19 protein-coding genes are annotated in these 18,480 nt (G+C 46.6%); 2 read left to right on the top strand and 17 right to left on the bottom strand.

Annotated features, from left to right (window positions below):
* Positions 1-11: 11 nt before the first annotated feature.
* From tnpB to ACYVUT_RS05160, 4 genes are all read right to left on the bottom strand, one after another.
* Positions 12-359, bottom strand: coding sequence for an IS66 family insertion sequence element accessory protein TnpB (tnpB, locus tag ACYVUT_RS05175; RefSeq protein ID WP_484499044.1), 348 nt, complete (start codon positions 357-359; stop codon positions 12-14).
* A complete protein-coding gene (locus ACYVUT_RS05170; RefSeq protein WP_484499779.1) occupies positions 352-534 on the bottom strand; it encodes a hypothetical protein in 183 nt (60 codons plus the stop codon). The genes tnpB and ACYVUT_RS05170 overlap by 8 nt, the downstream gene beginning before the upstream one ends.
* 701 nt (positions 535-1,235) lie before the next feature.
* Entirely contained in the window at positions 1,236-2,834 is a 1,599-nt protein-coding gene (locus ACYVUT_RS05165) for an RNA-guided endonuclease TnpB family protein (RefSeq protein ID WP_484501591.1), read from the bottom strand.
* Positions 2,758-3,417, bottom strand: coding sequence for an IS607 family transposase (locus tag ACYVUT_RS05160; protein ID WP_484501590.1), 660 nt, complete (start codon positions 3,415-3,417; stop codon positions 2,758-2,760). Before ACYVUT_RS05160 ends, ACYVUT_RS05165 begins: the two co-directional genes overlap by 77 nt.
* Positions 3,418-3,549: 132 nt before the next feature.
* On the opposite strand from ACYVUT_RS05160, the gene ACYVUT_RS05155 reads away from it, so the two are divergent.
* Positions 3,550-3,957, top strand: a complete 408-nt coding sequence (locus ACYVUT_RS05155) for a P-loop NTPase family protein (protein ID WP_484501589.1) — start codon at positions 3,550-3,552, stop codon at positions 3,955-3,957.
* 12 nt (positions 3,958-3,969) lie between these two features.
* Here ACYVUT_RS05155 and ACYVUT_RS05150 read toward each other — a convergent pair whose 3' ends face one another.
* The 13 genes from ACYVUT_RS05150 to ACYVUT_RS05090 all read right to left on the bottom strand — a co-directional run bounded on the left by ACYVUT_RS05150 (position 3,970) and on the right by ACYVUT_RS05090 (position 17,272).
* Entirely contained in the window at positions 3,970-4,512 is a 543-nt protein-coding gene (locus ACYVUT_RS05150) for a hypothetical protein (RefSeq protein WP_484501588.1), read from the bottom strand.
* 15 nt (positions 4,513-4,527) lie between these two features.
* Positions 4,528-5,136 (bottom strand): hypothetical protein, encoded by a 609-nt coding sequence (locus ACYVUT_RS05145; RefSeq protein ID WP_484501587.1) that lies wholly within the window; start codon positions 5,134-5,136, stop codon positions 4,528-4,530.
* Positions 5,137-5,227: 91 nt separating this feature from the next.
* A complete protein-coding gene (locus ACYVUT_RS05140; RefSeq protein ID WP_484501586.1) occupies positions 5,228-6,007 on the bottom strand; it encodes a hypothetical protein in 780 nt (259 codons plus the stop codon).
* Positions 6,008-6,319: 312 nt separating this feature from the next.
* Positions 6,320-7,528 (bottom strand): metal-dependent hydrolase family protein, encoded by a 1,209-nt coding sequence (locus ACYVUT_RS05135; RefSeq protein ID WP_484501585.1) that lies wholly within the window; start codon positions 7,526-7,528, stop codon positions 6,320-6,322.
* 72 nt (positions 7,529-7,600) lie between these two features.
* Positions 7,601-9,226 (bottom strand): peptide ABC transporter substrate-binding protein, encoded by a 1,626-nt coding sequence (locus ACYVUT_RS05130; RefSeq protein ID WP_484501584.1) that lies wholly within the window; start codon positions 9,224-9,226, stop codon positions 7,601-7,603.
* Positions 9,227-9,540: 314 nt separating this feature from the next.
* Positions 9,541-11,175: a peptide ABC transporter substrate-binding protein gene (locus ACYVUT_RS05125; protein WP_484501583.1), complete on the bottom strand. Its 1,635-nt coding sequence runs from the start codon at positions 11,173-11,175 to the stop codon at positions 9,541-9,543.
* 305 nt (positions 11,176-11,480) lie between these two features.
* On the bottom strand, positions 11,481-12,113 hold the full coding sequence (locus ACYVUT_RS05120; RefSeq protein WP_439776183.1) for a hypothetical protein: 633 nt from the start codon (positions 12,111-12,113) through the stop codon (positions 11,481-11,483).
* Between the two features lie 138 nt (positions 12,114-12,251).
* Positions 12,252-12,857 carry a hypothetical protein gene (locus ACYVUT_RS05115; protein WP_484501582.1) on the bottom strand — a complete coding sequence of 202 codons (606 nt, stop codon included), beginning with the start codon at positions 12,855-12,857 and terminating at the stop codon, positions 12,252-12,254.
* A 176-nt stretch (positions 12,858-13,033) separates the two neighbouring features.
* Positions 13,034-13,816 carry an ATP-grasp domain-containing protein gene (locus ACYVUT_RS05110; RefSeq protein ID WP_484501581.1) on the bottom strand — a complete coding sequence of 261 codons (783 nt, stop codon included), beginning with the start codon at positions 13,814-13,816 and terminating at the stop codon, positions 13,034-13,036.
* Positions 13,817-13,871: 55 nt separating this feature from the next.
* The gene (locus ACYVUT_RS05105) at positions 13,872-14,042 is read right to left on the bottom strand and encodes a hypothetical protein (protein ID WP_439776180.1); all 171 of its coding nucleotides are present in this window, start codon (positions 14,040-14,042) and stop codon (positions 13,872-13,874) included.
* Positions 14,043-14,175: 133 nt separating this feature from the next.
* Positions 14,176-14,754: a tetratricopeptide repeat protein gene (locus tag ACYVUT_RS05100; RefSeq protein WP_484501580.1), complete on the bottom strand. Its 579-nt coding sequence runs from the start codon at positions 14,752-14,754 to the stop codon at positions 14,176-14,178.
* A 24-nt stretch (positions 14,755-14,778) separates the two neighbouring features.
* On the bottom strand, positions 14,779-15,984 hold the full coding sequence (locus ACYVUT_RS05095; protein ID WP_484501579.1) for a DUF2325 domain-containing protein: 1,206 nt from the start codon (positions 15,982-15,984) through the stop codon (positions 14,779-14,781).
* A gap of 145 nt (positions 15,985-16,129) precedes the next feature.
* Positions 16,130-17,272 carry a glycerate kinase family protein gene (locus ACYVUT_RS05090; RefSeq protein ID WP_484501578.1) on the bottom strand — a complete coding sequence of 381 codons (1,143 nt, stop codon included), beginning with the start codon at positions 17,270-17,272 and terminating at the stop codon, positions 16,130-16,132.
* Positions 17,273-17,380: 108 nt separating this feature from the next.
* Between ACYVUT_RS05090 and xerS the strand changes: the two genes are divergently transcribed.
* Positions 17,381-18,457 carry a tyrosine recombinase XerS gene (gene xerS, locus ACYVUT_RS05085; protein ID WP_484501577.1) on the top strand — a complete coding sequence of 359 codons (1,077 nt, stop codon included), beginning with the start codon at positions 17,381-17,383 and terminating at the stop codon, positions 18,455-18,457.
* The last annotated feature ends 23 nt before the right edge of the window (positions 18,458-18,480 follow it).

Genomic DNA, 18,480 nt, shown 5'->3' with positions numbered 1-18,480 from the left:
AGCTCGTGAAATCAATAGAATTCACGAGCTCTTGCGGTATTAATTTTAGGATCAATGGTAAAGCCTTGCATCAAGCGCATGACTTGTTCATCAGACAACTCTCGAACTTCGTCTTCATTGTTTGGCCAGGCCAGCTTCCCGTTCTCAAAGCGTTTATAGAGCAGCCAGAATCCCTGGCCGTCCCAATAAAGTGCTTTGAAGCGATCTCTTCGGCTGCCGCAGAAGAGAAAGACACTTCCAGAGAAGGGATCGAGATGGAAGCTCTTCTTAACTATGTAAGCAAGCGAATCGATTCCCCGGCGCATGTCGGTCTTACCGCAAACAATGAACACTCGACCTAATTCAGCCAGATTAATCATGGCTCAAGAACCTGCCCACGACTTCGAGCATAAGCTCGTTAGTGGCATCACTGTAAAATGACAGCTCAACTCCATTGGACTTCAGATTGAGAACGAGCCTGTTCTTTGGAAGCTTATTCCTAGGTCTGGGTTTGCCCTTCGGCAGCTCGAGCGGTACGATTGGATGTTCAGTCATAATATCGTGTTCCTCCGTATTCAATTGTTAAGAACAGTATATGACTATTGCCCGGGGGTTGATAGATACCGCGCTATTGGGTGCTTACTTTATGATTATTGTAGCCTTTAGCTATAATTTTGGCGATTACTTAGCTTGCATATTGGTATTCATGAAAGGTATAGTCCCTTAGATCGCAAAACCGCACCCCATTAGCGGGATGCGGTTTGATTACATAGTTTGATTAGTTCTTGTTCTGAGACTAGTTGCTTTCCTTGGTTCCAATGACAACGACCTTATCAACCGGGTTTTTAACTTCGAGTTCAGCACCTGCTTGGACATATCCCGAATCATAAAACTTACTAAATCTTGATAATCACATCAGTATTGGTAAGTTTTTCTGATATTCCTTTCTAGTGAAATCTATGGGTAGATTCAACTTGGCAAAAGAAATCAGATTTTTAACCTTTTGAAGTTAAGGTCAGTGAGTACGGTTGGCTGTCAAACAACGCCAAATGGCGTCATCCAATAGCTTTTTATCTGCCCCACTGGAAACTTTTAGCATGGCAGTCTTGAAGGCATCTTGCCTGCTAAAAAGCAGGCAAGCATATCGTGATGCCTTCTCGAAGCAGTCAAGCCGCGATTTTAATACCCCGAACTGAGTTCGTTAAAGCTGACTGCCCTTACATGCTAGAGCCTTCAACTTTGTAGTATTACTTGGCTTATGCTTCTTTTATCCGACTGTCAAGAATTTCCTTAACTCGCTTGTAAGGCGTATAAAGCGTGATTTCTTCGTCAGTTAATCTACTCAATATATTTTTTGCAGCGGCGATATTCGCATTCATTTCGCCGCATTTCTTGCATCTAGTCAGTTCATGATGACTGCCGTATCTTTCCTCAAAATGCTGCCCGCAGATTGGACAGTACTGAGAAGTATATGCCGGATTGACATCATGAGTTTCAATCGAATTCTTGCTTGAAAGATATTCAATGCGTTCATCCAGTTGGCCCTTAGTCCATGAATTCAAGCGCTTGCGCATTTTTCTTGCGAATCTGCTGTTATCTGATTTGACGCCTTTTTCTTTTACGAACGTCAAGTCTTCCTTGGCAATGACAGCCGGATGCTCAGTCTCGATCATTCTGTTTATCGCACAGTTGATAAAGCTTCTGACGGTTTCTTGAGCTGAGCGATAGCTCTTGCCATACGACTTTCTACCGATATTGTTCTGCTCTAGATTCTTAAGCTTGCCAAGCAGTTTTCTTTTCTTCCTCAAAGCAGTCTTAGACAAAGGTTTGTTTGCCTTTTCCAGTTGCTCAAGCTGCTGATTGAGCAGCCAGCGCAAACTCATATATGGCTGCCGATTTGCGTTTCGCTTGCCGTACTTGTCAACGATGGCATTGGCAAGATTGCTGAAATTTTCACCATATTCATTGCCGCTGCTGCAGGAAAGCAAGGTGGCAAGCCCCTTGTCAATGCCGATCGCCTTCTTTGAATTGTTACTATAACGCTTGCTAATGATCAGCTTATGAACTTCGAGGCGCTGCTTGATGCGGTCAAGCACTACTGTGATATCGCCGGTGCGTGGATAACTCCACGGGCTGGTCATCTCCACAGAAAACTGCTTTCTAGGCACGTCTGAACTGAATGAAAAAATATTTCCTTCAAATGCCCAATTCAAGTCACAATTCATGCTAGAGCCAAGCTTGCCCGACTTGCGTGCCCGGTAGTGATAGCGATACGTAATCCGGCGTAAGTAGCTGTATGCTTGCTTGATTTGCTTATCCGTCAGCTTAGCTTCTATTTCAGTTAAAGCTTCAGTGTATTCTTCTGGCAGCTCAATTGGCTTGTGAAGAAGAACGGCTTGCCATGCACTTTTAAATTTCAAGATAAAGAACAAAAGGTGGCGCTGATCTGCAGAAAGATTTTCATTTCCTTGAATCAGCTTCTTCAAACGATTAGCCAGATTCGACCACATGCTCTTTATGTTGGCACATGCCTCGCGGAGAGCACCTACCCAGTGCTTGGTCTGAAAGTTGTAGACTGTTTCTAGCTTTCCTTTTGCGCCTTTAACCGGCTTGTCCCACTTGCGAACTTGGTTGCGCAGAGCCTGCCAGTTATTAACCGCAAGCATCGACTTGATACCGCAGTAGCGGTTCAAAAAGAAATGCCGGCATCTGCCGTATCTTTCAAAGAAGTCAGACATTCTGGCAAATTCTTCATCGCTTAACTTTTTGGAGTAGACTCTAATCGTCTTGGGCTGAGTCTTTGTCACTGTCTGCTTGATTGAAGAGCTTTTTGCTTTCTTGGATGACTCTTGCATTCTGATGCGACCTCTTTCCATACAGCTTAGCTGAGAAAACAGTGATTATAGATAAAACATCTTCTACAAGTTCTGAATTTGGATCAACGTTGTCTGTCTGATTGATGACAACCAGCTCTACATCGTTTGCCTGACAGATTGTCTCAATCATTTCAAAGCCAAAACGGACAAGCCTGTCTTGATAATTTACCACGACTCGTTCACACTGTTTCTTACAGATCATGTTGATCAGCTCGGTTAGGCCCTTTTTCTTATAGTTGAGACCTGATCCAACGTCTTGAATGATCTTAAACTGATAGCCATTGACTTCGCAATATCTGGACACTACGTCCTTCTGCCTTTGGAGGTCTTCTTTTTGATGACCAGAAGAAACCCGGCAATAGCCGATGGTCAGCAGCTTCTTAGGCTTAGATGCCTTCACATTTCCTTGCAGAACTTCATCTAACATTTCTTTAGTGTAGCGACGTTGATTGGAGGCAGTTCTAAGCGGCGTAATCAATCCCTCAGCTTCCCAATTGCGGAGAGTTGACTTGGCAACGTTAAGGTACTCAGCTGCTTTTGATATGGACATGTATTCGCTCATCGTTTCTTCCTTCCAATCTTTCGATATAGATATTATATCAAGAATTGGTAAGAAATGTTGCTTTTTAGCAGTGGATGAAATTAATACTTTTCAGCAGTCACACCCATTCTTCACTTGGATAGCGTCCAATTTTTGCCAAACTGGAAAACGAGATCAACGGAAGAACAAGGCAAGATCGTCCAAACTTTTCTTAACGATAATCCTAGCGGCTGGGTCATTGATGGAAACTACAACAAACTCAGCTATGAACGCAGAATCATTGAAGCGGACATCATTATCCAACTCTTATTCAGTAGAAAAGATTGCCTGCTTCGCTGCATCAACCGCTATCGTAACTACAAAGGAAAGACCCGTCCTGATATGACAGCAGGCTGCGATGAAAAATTGGATTTTGAGTTTATCAAGTGGATTCTTTGGGACGGCCGGTCAAAAAATATCCAAGACCGCTATGTCCGAGTCCAGAAAAAGTATCCCAGCAAAGTAGTTGTCCTCCGGGATCAGCAGCAACTTAACGAGTATCTGCAAAATATAAAAGACTAGCAGCAAATCAGCTTATTCAGCATCCAGTCCCAATGCTGTTTCTGCTTGATCCTTGTCGAGATTCATAGACTGCATCAGATACTCAACTGCATGCTTATTTTGCGCTGCCTTTGCTTTGGCAATTCTCTTTGCTGTATGTTGGGTAAATACTTCATTCATGCTTGTGCTGCCATTTGGATCTTCATTAGTGAGTTCTTCAATGGCTTCTTGCAAGTCATCCCCTCCGCCCATGGTCATGATTGAATTCAAAACAGAAACCATGTCTTCGTTGCTCAACTTCTTATCGCTAAATTTATCATCCGTTTCCTTTAAGTGCCCTAAATCAGCAACTACCTGTTTGCATCTTTCTACCGAAGCTGGCGCGTATCCCAATGCCTTCATCGCCTCTTCTTCAGACGAATTCCTCGATTCCATCAAAGCGTGGAGCAAATGCAGCTTATTCCTCGCTTGAGCAACGTCAACCCGTACTCTAGTGAAGTCGTTGACCAGCTCATCTTCTTTAGTTGTCTTGTCAACAATCTCATACAGTTCATCCAGACTGTCCATCAATATCATTATTTTTCCTTCTTCCTATCCAAGCAGTTGTTCGATTACTTCCAGCGTCTCTTGATACAGATCGTTGTAACTCAAAATCCCGCTCTGCAGCATATCTGCCAAAACAGTAATCTGTACCGAGGCCATGTGTGCATAATCGTCATCTTCAAAGCTCGGAAACTCTTCTTCCATGAGCTTCTTCATTCTGGCAAAAGCATACGTTGCCAAAATCACTGGATCCATGTCACGAGGAAACTTGCTTATTTCCATTTCAAATTCTCTTGCCGCAAACTCTTCTTCACTCATATTATTCGCGGCTAAAAGTTCCTGCAATTGCCCTGGTGCAAGCCGGCCATCGCCTTCTGCCATGATTCTCCTGTTCTTCTGCAGCAAAATGTTCTTGCATTCTTGGACAAGTTGATCTTGCGTGAGGCGGCCATGCTCCGTCATGTCCATCATGATCGTAGTCAAAACCATCCCTAACTGCGTCCCCTCTTGCTCAGTAAGGCTCAGATTGTTCTTCTCCATCAATTCCAGGCGAAAGATGAACGCAAGCTTGGCCAAGGCTTCATTCTTGTCACCGTCATCAACTTCCTTAAGCCCCTCGTCCAATTCGACTTTGGCGATTTCTTCTTCTGACTTCATCGTTTTACCCCCTAAAATTTCCCAGCTTCATCTATTGCTTGTACTATTGAAAGTACCAACTTCAATAACACCTTAACTTAATTTTTCCCAGCTACAACAGTTGGGAGACTTTTCTCCTTGTTTCTGTTAACCAGTTTAACCCAGCAGCTTTGCTTGGAAGCGGCCTGCGCATTGCCAAATACATCATTCCGTCCTCTTCTTTGAAAAGGCCGGAAAAAGACTTGCTTACTTCTTGCGTTCTGACAACATACACCCGGCGCTCAGTCTGAATTTTAACGACCCGTTTCACATACTGTCGCATTCTCTCTTCTGTTGTCGTCACCGCCCCTTTAGGATAAAGCAGCTCAAGCAGATTCATGGCATCCTTGTACTTACGCCGATCAAGTCTTTGATTTCGCTCGAACTTTACCAGTTTCGCGCTTAAGTCTTGACTGTACGGCGTCAGCTCGATGACGTGAAGCAAATCGATGGTGACATCCGTGTCATGCTTGATCTTTTCCAGCAGCAGATTTCTCAAAGGCTCAATAAACAAGGGATTCTTGCAAAAATCACTAATCTTATCATATGCCGTGCCCCGACCGATCTCTTGCATGAATGCTTGAAGTTCTTCTTCCTGTTCCCTTGACAGCAGCTCCTCTGGTGTCTTTTCTTTCAGGCCGTTGAGATTACAGAGCTGTAAGGTCAGATTCTCAGGTTTTGCGGTTTTATAGGCAGCCGGACTCTTTTTTATCATGTCAAGCATTCTCTGGGCATATTTTTCTTCTTGGTACTTAGACGCCAGCCAAATGCGGACAGTATACCTTTCAGAACAGTTTCTCGCGAAATACAAACCTGTATCTTTGTCGACGATTACGTACCCTTGCTCATCCATTTTCTTCACCCCCATTTCGAAAACATAAGGACTTTAACCCATTCAGATTTTCTACATCAACTTGCTTGTTTTGCCCAAAATTATAGCACACCCCATAATTCTTGTACCATAAATAGTACATTTTTTACAAAAAACTAAATTTTTTCTCTATCCTATCTCCCAAGCAGTTAACACTTACCTCCTGCATCTCATCCCTAAGCCGTACTCACGTTCTGCTTCTGCTCTTATTCTACCACCATATTTTTCCGAACGCCAGTTTCTTTTCCCCAAAAATAAAAACTCTAGACAGAAATCTGTCTAGAGTTAAGTTCACTAAAACTTTCTTTGTCCGTGTTGGTATACTTGCTTATCGCTTTGACCTACCGCTGCCACATCTTGCAGTGGATTATCCTTCAACACAAGGAAGTCAGCATACTTGCCAACCTCAAGTGAGCCGTATTCCTGGTCGATCTTCAGCAGTTCAGCACTGCCCAGGCCGGCGGCCCGCAAAGCTTGATAATTGCTTGCCCCGGCTCTGGTAAGTTCAACCAGTTCTTTCCAAGTCTGATTCAATGGGTTGGCTGGAGTCCCTGCATCAGTCCCTAAAGCCAATTTCACCCCAGCCTTGATTGCTCGGCCTACATGAGTGTAAAAATCATCCAAAGCATTCCGCATCTTTTGAATTGAGAACAGGGTCAAGTCCGGCGCGTCATCTGGCAGATTGGCAACCTGGTAACCAGCAATCAAAGTTGGTGAAAGGAAGATCCCCTTCTCCTTCATGGTCTCAATGTCGTCGTCAGTCACGTAGAAACCGTGTTCTACTGAATCAACGCCTGCTTCAACACAATAGTGAATCCCTTGCGCTCCTTGTGCGTGGGCACAAATCGTCATGTGCTTGGAATGGGCTTCCTCAACTGCCGTTTTGATTTCTTCAAAAGTCAATTCCGTATCATCAACTTGGTCAGTCGTCGACATGATCCCGCCGGTAGCCATCAACTTGATGTTTTCTGCCCCAAGCTTAAATTGAGTCCGGACTGCCTTACGCATTTCATCTGGTCCGTTGACCAGCCAGGATGACTCAAATTCGTTGTTTTCGCCATTTCTGGCATCCCCATGACCGCCAATTACTGAAATTGCCCGGCCACATGGCATGATCCCCGGCCCTTCAAAAGGATGCTGTGCTCTTTCCCGCTTCAACTTGATGTCAACGTCAAAACCAACCGCGCAGCTGCGCAGGTAAGTCACCCCGCCTTGAAGGCCTAACCGCAGATTCTCCAAAGCTGCCACAGTCGTATTGGTTTCAGTTTCTGGATAAGCCCGCTTGGCATAAGGATCCATACCAATGTGAGTGTGGGCATTGATCAAACCAGACATCACGTATTGGCCATTAAGATATACCGTCTTGTCGGCAGCTTTCGCCTCGCCTTGACCGAGCTCAATAATTTTCCCAGTCGCGTCATCAACGGTAAACCAAGCATTTTTCTTTACCTCGTCTTCCGTCCCAACAAATAAATTACAGTTAACAAAAGTCGTCTTAGTCATAAGAAGTCTCTTCTTTCTATACTCTCTGCCGCCTTAATCGTTCAGTTTTTGAAAATCAATCTAGTTAACGGTTTATTTTTCATAAACGTAAGCGTGGGCAAACCAGTAAGAACCGCCGTTAAAGACAACACCGTGAACCGTTGGCCGGACAAGCCAGGCCTGGCCCATGTGGTAAAGCGGTGATAAGGCTTGCTGATTGGTCAAAACTTCCTCTGCTTGCAAGAGGTAGCTGAGCCGCTTTGCGCCAGTCGCGGTTTGTGACTTGTTTACGGCTTGGTCGTAAGCCTTGCTTGACCACTTGCCGAAGTTGTAGCTTTGGCCCGTCAGCATGTATTTCAAGAAGTTGTAAGGATCCGGGAAGTCGCCGGTTAAACCGGTTAAAGTGACTTGGTATTGGCCGTTAAGCATCCGGCTGACCCGCGTAGTCTTTGGCAGATTTGATACTGAAACATCAACTTTATCGCCAAAAGCAGCCTTGAAGCAGCTTTGCAGGTATTCAGTCGTTTGCTTGGAAGTATCGTCGTCATCGCCTGTCAAGGTGAAGCTGAGCTTCTTCATGCCCAGTTGCTTCAAGCCTTTTGCCAGGTATGCAGCAGCCTTCTTTTTGTCGTAAGTCATGTAGACATTGTTTGGATTGCGCTTTTCAACGTAAGCCGCGAACTTTTGCCCGCTGGCAACTACTGTTGGCGCGGAGAATGTCTTGGCAACAGTGTTTTCGCCGCCAACCGTCTTTACCAAAGCTTGCCGGTTAACAGCCATTGAAAGGGCCCGTCTTACCCACACGTTTTGCAGGAACTTGTACTTAGATACGTTGTAAGTCAGGTATTGGGTGTTCCCTTGCCGGCGAACCGTGTAAGCCTTGCTGGTCTTCATAGCCTTGGCCGCCTGGCTGCTGAGCAGTGCCGCATCGAGCTTGCCGCTTTGATAAAGGTTGAGGTCCGTTGACTGCGTCTTCTGCACGCTGTAGGAAACTGTCTGCAGCTTGACTGACTTCTTGTTCCAGTAGTAGGGATTCTTGACCAGTTTCCAGCTCAAGTTTGAACCCGTCCAGCCAGTCTGCTTGAAAGCCCCATTGTAAACCATGTACTTAGAAGCTGTGCCGTACTTTTTGCCGTATTTTTCTACAGCTTTCCGGTTTTGCGGGAAAAGTCCGCTGGCTACCAGATACTTCATGTACGGCAGCTTGTGCTCCAGACTGACAACCAGCTTGTACTTGCCAACAGCCTTGACCCCCAATGAGCTTGGCTTTTTCTTGCCAGCCACTACTGCATCAGCATTCTTGATCCCATCATACAGGTTCCCTTGCTGAGAAGCAGTCTTAGGATCCAAAGTCCGCCGCCAGGCATAAACAAAGTCAGCCGCGGTTACCTGGTCGCCATTTGACCAGCGCGCGTTCTTGCGCAAGTAGAAGGTCCAGGTCAAGCCGTCCTTTGAAACTTTTGAGGACTTGGCAACGCCTGGAGTCAGCTTGGAATTTGCGTCCAGGTTGTACAGGCCTTCCATAACATTGTTGAGCTGTTCCCCGCCAGTGGTATCGACCACCTTGGACGGATCCATCGTTTCGATCTCTGAGGTAGTCATCCAGTTGAGCTGGGACTTCAGCTTAGCCTTGGAAGCTGAGGATGAGCTGCAGGCTGACAAAGCACCAGCAGTTAAGGTTAATGACGCTACGACTAATAATTTATGCAATTTGTTCATGATCTTCTTCTCTTTCTTTGTTGCTTTTGCTACTCGGTTTACGCGCGGAAAAATCGTTTTACTTGCCCAAAGGGGCAATAATTCGCGCTGAAGCTGTTGCAATCAAAGAAATAGAATTTGCTTTCAAGAATGAACTAAATTTTGCCTTTACCTGTCATCTTTTGGATGCCTCTCTTTCATTTTATTTTAAGATATTACCCATGTTACTAGATTTAGATTAATTTTCAAGAGCTTTTTTCAAAAAGTTTATTTTCTTTTTTCTCCCAACTTTTTTGATAGAAAAGGTTACCGAAGCAGCTTAAAATTTAATCATCTTATTTACTCTCGCTGGTCGCGTAAGCATTCTTGAAGTCATTGGCTGAGCCGGTGAAGACTACACCATGAACATTCGGTCTGATCATCCAGGCCTGGCTTAAGTGGAAGAGTGGGGTAATCCCCTGCTCTTTAACCAGGATTTCTTCAGCCTTGGCCAGCTGCTTCAGCCGTTTCTTATCGCTGGAAGCACTGTTTGACGCATCAACAATCTTGTCGTAAGCAGAATTGTTCCAGGAGCCAAAGTTGTAGGTCTGGCCGCTGTGCATGTACTTTAGGAATTCGTAAGGATCTGCCGCGTCAGTCGTCAGACTCATGAAGCAAAGCTCATAAGTCCCGTTCATTAAGTGACTGATCCGGTTGGTCTTTGGCAGGCTCTTCACGGAAACGTTAATCTTGTTGCCAAAAGCCGCGTTTAAAGCACTTTGCAGGTACTCAACCGCTTTTTTGCTCATATCATCGTCATCACCCATGATCGTGAAGGAGATAGACTTTTTGCCCAGCTTCTTCAGAGCCGCGGCAAAATATTTTTTCGCTTGCTTCTTGGAGTACTTGCTGTATTTAGCCGCGTCAGTCCGGCTTATAACGTATTTGGCAAAATTCTGTCCGCCAATTGCCATGCTGGCTGAGCTCATGGTCTGAGCAGTCTTATTGTAGCTGCCGACTGTATTGACCAGGGCCTGGCGGTTGATAGCGATGGAAATTGCCCGCCGCAGGTCGGCGTTCTTGAAGATGGTCACCTTCTTGATGTTATAGTTCAGGTAGTAGGTGTTGTCCAGGTCACGCACAGTATAGCCGGCACTCTTCTTTAGCAGGCTTGCCGCGGAAGTATCAAGCAGAGCCGCGTCGAGCTTTTTGCTCTGATAGAGGTTGTAATCAGTTGACGCCGTTTTCTCAACATTGTAGTTGACGGTTTGCAGCTTAACAGCTTGCTTGTCCCAGTAATACTTGTTCTTGACCAGTTTCCAGGTCAGGTTTGAACCAGTCCAGCCCTTTTGAACAAAAGGTCCGTCATAGTACTGATATTTCGAAGCAGTGCCGTACTTTTTGCCGAACTTTTCAACGGCAGTCTTGCTGACCGGGTACATCCCGCTAGCAACGGTTGTCTTGAAATAAGGCACCGGGTGAACCAGCTTGACAACGAGCTTATATTTGCCAACGGCTTTTACCCCCAGACTTGACGCTGACTTCTTGCCTTCAGTGATGGCGACCGCGTTCTTGATCACCTGGTACTCTGTCGTATTTCCGGCGCCAGTCTTTGGATTGACCGCCCTTTGCCAGGAATAGACAAAGTCTTGGGCTGTAACCTTTTCACCATTTGACCAGTAAGCATTCTTCCGAAGAGTAAATGTCCAAGTCAAGCCATCTTTAGATACCGCCACTGTTTTGGCTATCCCTGGCTTAACCTTGCCATTTTTCCCAAGGCGGAAAAGGCCTTCAAATGTATTAGTCTCTTGCTCACCACTGGCTGTATCCACAGTGGTGTTGGGATCCATAGTTTCAATTTCTGACGTGGTCATCCAGCTGATCAACTTTTGGTAAGTCGTCTTGCTGCTGGCGCTGCTGCTTCCGCAAGCGCTAAGAGTAGCCACAACGACACTAGTAATTACCATGGGAATATAGTTCTTCTTTTTCATGTGATTTAGTCCTTTTCTTTTGATTGATCTGCTGCTTTCTTTAAAAGTCGCGGCACAATCGATCGGTTGAAAAGACCCGCTTCACCACGAATTTGACTATCTCAATTTTACTTTCATTATTGACTTCCATCCTTCACTTTTGTTTTTTGAGATAGTTTTATTATACTAAGACAAATTAGAATGTAAAGATTTCTTTTAATTTTCATCTCATTTTTGCCAAAAACTTTTTTCTTTAAATCCAGGATAAAATGATTCCTTTTTCAGCAGAAAAAAGACTGACAAAATTAATTGCCAGTCTCTTTCGTCTATTCCGGGAACTCTTCCCGCTGCATTTTTTCGGTGATCTTGTTCAGCATTTCGTTGATTCCCATTACTTTATCAGCAAAGCCCCGGCCAAAGTCATCTGCCAGTCTGTCTTTGAGCAGCTTTACTGAGTCCGGGTCCTGCTCATTTATATCTAAACCGTAGTAGTAGTTGGCCACCTTGTTTAAAAAGGGAATCATCCTCAGCGTCTTGATAACTGCTGGTCTGCCATTGTTGTACTTTTCAGCATCTGCTTGTGACGCTTCTTCGGTTGACACGCTAGCGGACCATTCAAAATAAGCTTCATCGATTCCGATAGTCACCACGCTGTAGCTGTTGCTTAAATCTTCCTCATACCAGAACTTATGCCGTTCTGTATCACCATCTTCTTGCTCATTATAGCCAGGTATGCCTTGTCTGAACATCCCTTGGACAATTACCAGCTTATTAGTCAGCAGATCATCGTAGAGCTGAGCCAAGGTTTCCACCCTGGTCCATGAAGCCCTTTCCAAGAGTTCAGGTTTATGACGCATGTTCCGGATAGTCTGATATGGTATGCCTGTTATATTAGCTAATTCACCGACATTTACGTCTTCCAGAAGCAGGGCCTTTTTTGCATCTTCCAGTTCATTCATCCTTGAAGCACTGATCCTTATATGTGAGTAATGTCTTTGCCGCATGCTTTCCCGCCTCAAAAATAGTATCTAAGCCATATTTTACCATCTTAGATTACATTGAGCGGTGCAATTAAGCGCATATTTTTTTAAAAATACCTATTTCACCAAATTCAGCTTTTTGTTAGCCGCGACGATCTTCTCCTTCAAGAATACGGCAAGAGGCTCATCCAGACTGTAGTCACCGCAAATTACATGAGTCAAGGACTTCATGTCACTCGACTCACCTTCCTCTTCTCCCTTTCCGTTAATGATGATCACAGGGCATTGGCCAGGCAAAATAAGATTAGGGTATTTAGTGCTACGGAATTGGTGAACAACCTTTACCGCGCTGCTGCCATATGGATTAAAGTCGCACAATAGTACCGCTCCGCAATCTTCATCGAAGTAATCTTCACCGATCAGTCTGAACATCGTCATGTCCATCTTAGACGTGCAATAACGGCCAAGGAGGCCAAGATTGTCGCTTTCTTTTGCCATCCGTAACGAGTAGAAGTGCTTCTTCTCATCTTCATCCAGCACAACAACTTGGGCAAGCGGGCCATTAACCTGATCTTGCTCACATCCTGCCGTGTTCAGCAGCACCTGAGACATTTTCACGTCTGGGAAAAGAGCCTGGAGCACCCGCATAGCAGTTTCATCATTCTTCAAGACTGTGCAAAACACTTCGTTATCGCTCAGCCCTTGGTAATTAGTATTTTCCATATTATATTTTTCCTTTGCTCATATAGCAACCACAAGATTATTTTTCTCAGCAACTTAATTTAAGCACTTTCAAGAAGTCCCGCAAAGTCCTGCTTTTTCGGAAAGGAAAAGCCCGCGCAAACGCGCAGGCTAAGCAATCACAGCAAAAAGCGATTTACTTTCTTCGTCAGAATCTGTCAAAAATGGTATTCGTCTTCCCGCTCAAAAATTTGGCTCCATCTCGCGGAAATGAACTTTGCGTAAAGCAAGCTTGGCAGGCCGTAGCATCCCAGCCCGTATGCGTCATTTGCTTCAACCATCCTGCTCTGTCCGTCTTTGCAGTAGCAAATATCGATGCTGCAAGCAGCTGGACGGTCTGGCCACTTTCTGAATTCTGTCATTAGCTCATCCAAAAATTCTACGTCATAGTGATAACGATAACCCTGGTAATTAAGGTCCGATACCGAGCCGTATGGCCGAACGTCAATAATCCGGTCATACATGATGAAGCAGCGCCATTCGGCAAGAATGTCTATTGGCTCGCTTACCAAGATCTCGTAGTCTTCCATTGAATTGCCGCAGCCGATTAAATCGGCTGTATTTCGGATGATTTTCCCGGTAAAAGCCTTATCCTTAACCGGCTTGATAAAGTAGCCTGCCGACCACTTTTTCTCATCGCTGGAAAAACTGTTTATCGTATCCCGCCAAATCTTTCTCTTTAACAATGGCTTCAATCTTTCCGGATAGCAGTCCATATAAGTTGGATGACCGAATTTTTTAAAGATCCATTGGCATTGCTCGATATAGTCTAGCACTATGTCCTCTGGGCAAATTTTTTCCTCAATTTCGTCTATAAAGTGATATGGCACGATCTCCGCGCCTAATTCCCGGAAACCATACATCGCTGTAGCGATATTAATACTGTGCGGCACATCAAGATTCATTTCCTTGTCGCGCCTAACCCTCATCCAAACTTTCATTGCCATCTCCTTTTTTCATAAAAAAACGCCTCCCGGGTTTCCAGGAAGCGTTCCCCTACATTACGCCAATCAAAAGCAAACTAATCAGCAGGGCCAAAGTAAAGCAGATGCCGATCAGCCAGCCCAGGATCTTAAAAGATACCTTGAGCAAAAAAGCGGCGATCGCCACCGGCACGGCCACAATAGTTAAAAATATCAGTAAGATCAAAAAAGATATCGTAAACATGATAATTCCCCCAACTTGTGCTCTATCCCCTGAATACAAGTTAAAGGTAACCCAAGCCGGCGCGGCCTGTCAACCTTCTTGCTCTCAGCGGCTGCTTCTGCCCAGCTTTCCCCAGGCAGCTGCCTCAAAAAAATTAAGAAAACATCTCTTCTACTATCTCATCATGCAGCTTGTTGATCCGCTGGCTGGTCTTTTGCCAGTTGTACTCGCCATGCTGCTTGTTCCGGTAGGCGTAAAGCTGGGCCTCATTGATATACTTCAATGCCAGGTCCCAGCGTTGCTCTGCCCCCCAGCCTCTGGCATAGCACAGGGCCAGGCGGTAGTCAATCTCAGCAATCAAGTCTTCGTCGCCTTCCTGCAAGACGCTTTCCGCCATGCTGTAATACTGAAAGGCAATCTGGTCGTTTCTCTTTACAAAATTGCCAAAACGGAAGGCATCCCCAAGCTTATAGAAGGCATTTGGATTGCCAGCCAAAGATGCTTGCGTAAAATAGTAAAAAGCCTGCTCCTGGTCGGCTTCACCAACCCGGCCAAAGGCATAGATGTAGCCTAAATTGCACATGGCCTGGGAGTTGCCGTAGTCAGCTGCCTTTTTATAGCACTCAAGGGCCAATTCATAGTCCCCCTGCCGGTAGGCTTCTGCCCCCCGGTCCAGCCAGGTCGCGCCAATTTTATCCATTTCAACGAATTTGTCTTTATCCGAAAATGCCATCTTAACCGCCAACCTTTCTAAAAATTAACTAAGCGCCAGCTCCTTGACCGGATACGCGATCGGCTGAGTGGAAGTCTCATAAGCCGGCAAGCCGTGCATGGCCCGGTAGATCGCCCGCTCAATTGAGGACAGGCCCGCCGAATCCGCGATTGCCAGCCGCTTGGCATACTTGCGCAGGGCCTTGCTGGTCGAGTGCTTGTTCAAGTTCTGCACCATGACCGTTACGTCAGCCCGCTTCAGCGCGTGCTTGTAAAAAGATTCCGTATCAGAAAACTTAAAGGCATCAATCACCTTACAGCGGCCGTGGTGCTCACCAACCATCTTCTGAATCTCCTGGCTGCGGAGCTCATTACCGATGACCACCACCACGCTGCGGCCATGCAGGTCAAAATTCAAGGTCGTTACGCTCTCATCTTTGTCCTTGTCTTCCTTTTCGCTCTTGGCCTTCTTTTCAGCCGGTTTTTCCTTCTTTGAAGCTTCTTTTCCCTTAGTCTGGCTGACCCAACGGACGATCATGTTGCTGGGGCTGTTCTTATACCAGGCTAAATCGACAATGTCGCCTTCATGGACAAATCCAGTCTCGGTTTGCCCGGCATCAATGATCGCCGGCACCTCATAGCGATCAATGCCCGCGCACTCGCTTAATCTCTCGCCCATGGCGCTGTGGCTGACGTACAAACCGCCCGCGGCATCCCTTTCCACGACCCCATATGACAAAGTCGCGATATTAGACGGCAAATTGCCCGCTTCCACGATCCGGACCACCCGGGGCGGCTGGCTACTCGGGTCCAGCTCAACCAAATCGCCATTTTCAACGTTCAGATTTTTGACAGCCAGCTCATTGATCTCGCTGACCAGGTCCCCTTGTTCGGTGTAAAAGCTCCCGCCTTTCAGCGCCCGGGAAAAGCGGCAGAGCTTGTGGCCAGCACTGATTTGGTAAGGGATGCTGGCTGCCGGCTCTTCATGGCGGATAATCTTGACTTGCTTTCTGTCCTCTGCTTCTTCTAAGTCCCCGCCGCTGTCCGCCTCTTCGATGGCGTCTGAATCATCAGAATCATCTTCCTCATCGCTTGCTTCGTCTTCCTCATTATCATCATCAAGATCGACTCTGGCCAGGGCCAGGAGGTTTTCAATCGCGACTGCTCCCAGGCGCAGGGAAGTACTGCTGTCATCCAAAGCATCCAGGATGTTCTGTACTTGCTCACGATAGTCTAAATAGTATTCTTTCATCTTTTTATACCCTTTCATTTTTGAATTCGCTTTCCACGTCTATTCTTATTATCGCAATCTTTTGAAAAAATGACAGGGCATATGCGAAAAAAAGTGGGGAAAAGGGCAAAAAATGCTCTTTTTCCTTAACAGTAAGCCTTTACTGTTAATTTGCTCTTGCGGCCTTGATCACCCGGGCTACATTTTCACTGGTCCGGGCTAAATTTTTCCCTCCGCCGGCCAGAGCTTCCGGCAAGCTGCAGACACCAGGCAGGATGCCAAAAATTGCCGTAAAGCCAGCATCATATAAGCTGTCAATTCCGTCTCCCACTTGGCCCGCCAAAGCAAAGACGGGAACGCCAAACTTTTTGGTAACTTGGGCCACGGCATATGGAGTCTTGCCAAACTTGGTCTGGAAATCAATCCCGCCTTCACCGGTAAAGACATAGTCAGCATCCCGCATCTTTTCAGCTAAATGACTCTCCTCGATCACGATCTGGGCGCCGGCTTTTATCTGGCACTTGCTGAAGGCCAAAAAGCCTGCGCCAAGGCCGCCGGCTGCCCCGCTGCCTGGCAGCTGCTCAATATCTTTCCCAACTTGCTCCTTGATCACAGCCGCGTAATGATGGAGATTAGCATCAAGCTTTTGGACCATCTCCTTGTCAGCTCCTTTTTGCGGGCCAAATACCGCCGAAGCTCCGTTTGGTCCAGTCAAAGGATTGGTCACGTCACTGGCCAGGATGATTTCTGCTTCTTTTAAGCGGGGATCCAAGCCGCTGGCATCAATTTTGGCTAGCTCCCCTAAACTTCCTCCGCCAAAGGGCAGGTCTTGGCCATTTTTATCTAAAAACTTGACCCCCAGAGCCTGGGCCAGACCGGCTCCGCCGTCATTAGTCGCGCTGCCGCCCAGGCCCACGATAATCTTTTTGACACCCCGCTTTAACGCGTCAAGCACCAGCTCCCCGGTCCCAAAAGTGGTCGCCGTCATTGGATTCCGGTCCTTTTTCTCAACCAGGCCCAGGCCACTGGCCGCGGCTGTCTCGATCACCGCGCATTTTCCGTCATTGATCAGTCCGTAGCTGGCCAAGACCCTTTTGCCGTCTGGGCCGGTAACCTCCTTTGCAACTTTTTCACCAGGTACACAGGACAATATTGCATCTACCGTTCCTTCCCCGCCATCCGCCATGGGAACCTGGACTACTTCGGCATCTGGAAAGACCCGCTTGATCCCCTCGGCCATAGCCTGGCAGGCCGCTTTGGCTGACAGGCTTTCCTTGAAACTGTCGCTGGCTGTAATAATCTTGAGCATTTTTCTGCCTCTTTCATTTTTTCAATATTCAGCTCTATTTTAGCGCTTCTCGCTGAATTATCAGTATAATTAAATGAAAAGAGTTTTGGATAAAGAATAAGGAGCCCTATGGAAACCAAGAAATACCTCTCCCTCATCGACCGGGAAATGGCCCAGATGCCGGACTTCGTCAAGGAATACCAGCTGGAAACCCGCCACTCTCTGACCACCAGCTACCAGTACCTGACCGAAATCCGCCGCTTTTTCTCCTGGCTGATCTCTGAAAATTTAACCCAGGCCGAAAGTCCCAGCCAAGTTAAGCCGAGCGACCTGGAAAAATTGAGCCGCAGCGACGTCATGCTCTACCTGGACAAGCTGGAGCACAGCAAGAACAAGCAGGGCCACCTCAACTCCCCAACAACCGTCAACCGGTCCCTCAACGCCCTCAGATCCTTGTACAAGTACCTGACGATCACCGCTGACAGCAACAATGGCGAGCCTTATTTTGACCGCAATGTCATGCTCAAGATCAACTCGCTTCCTTATACAAGCACCTTGAACTACCGGGCCCATGCCCTGGAAGCCCACATGTACACTGGCGACTTAAAATACCAGTTCATGGACTTTTTAGACCAAAAATTTGCCGGTCTCTGCAGTGGGCGCGCTCTTTCCTCTTTTAAGCAAAACAAGGAACGGGACATGGCCGTCATTGCCCTAATCTTAGGCACCGGGATCCGGGTTTCTGAATGCGCCGGCGTTGACATGAAAGACCTCAACTTAAAAGAGGCAACTTTAGACGTCACCCGGAAAGGCGGGCAGAGAGACTCCGTGCCAGTCGCTGACTGGACCCTGCCCTACCTGGAAAAGTACCTGGCAATCCGGGCTGACCGCTACCAGGCCCCGAGCAATAACAAGGCCTTTTTCTTGACCAGCTACCACCAGGAATGCCGGCGGATGACGACCAATGCCATTGAGAAAATGGTTGGCAAGTATTCAGCCGCCTTTGGCCACCCCCTCACCCCCCACAAGCTCCGCCACACGGTCGCTTCTGAACTCTACCAAGCGACCAAAGATCAGGTCATGGTGGCCCAGCAGCTGGGGCAAAAAGGTACCTCAGCCACTGACCTCTACACCCACGTTGACCAAAGAGAACAGCGGGCCGCCCTCAATGCCAGCGCCAAACAAAATAAGTCCTCCTCTGATTAGAGAAGGACTTATTTTCGTCTTTT

The organism is Lactobacillus sp. WILCCON 0059 (assembly GCF_057197985.1).
The sequence above is the reverse complement of the archived record's forward strand: the minus strand, read 5'-3'. Positions and strand labels throughout refer to the sequence as shown.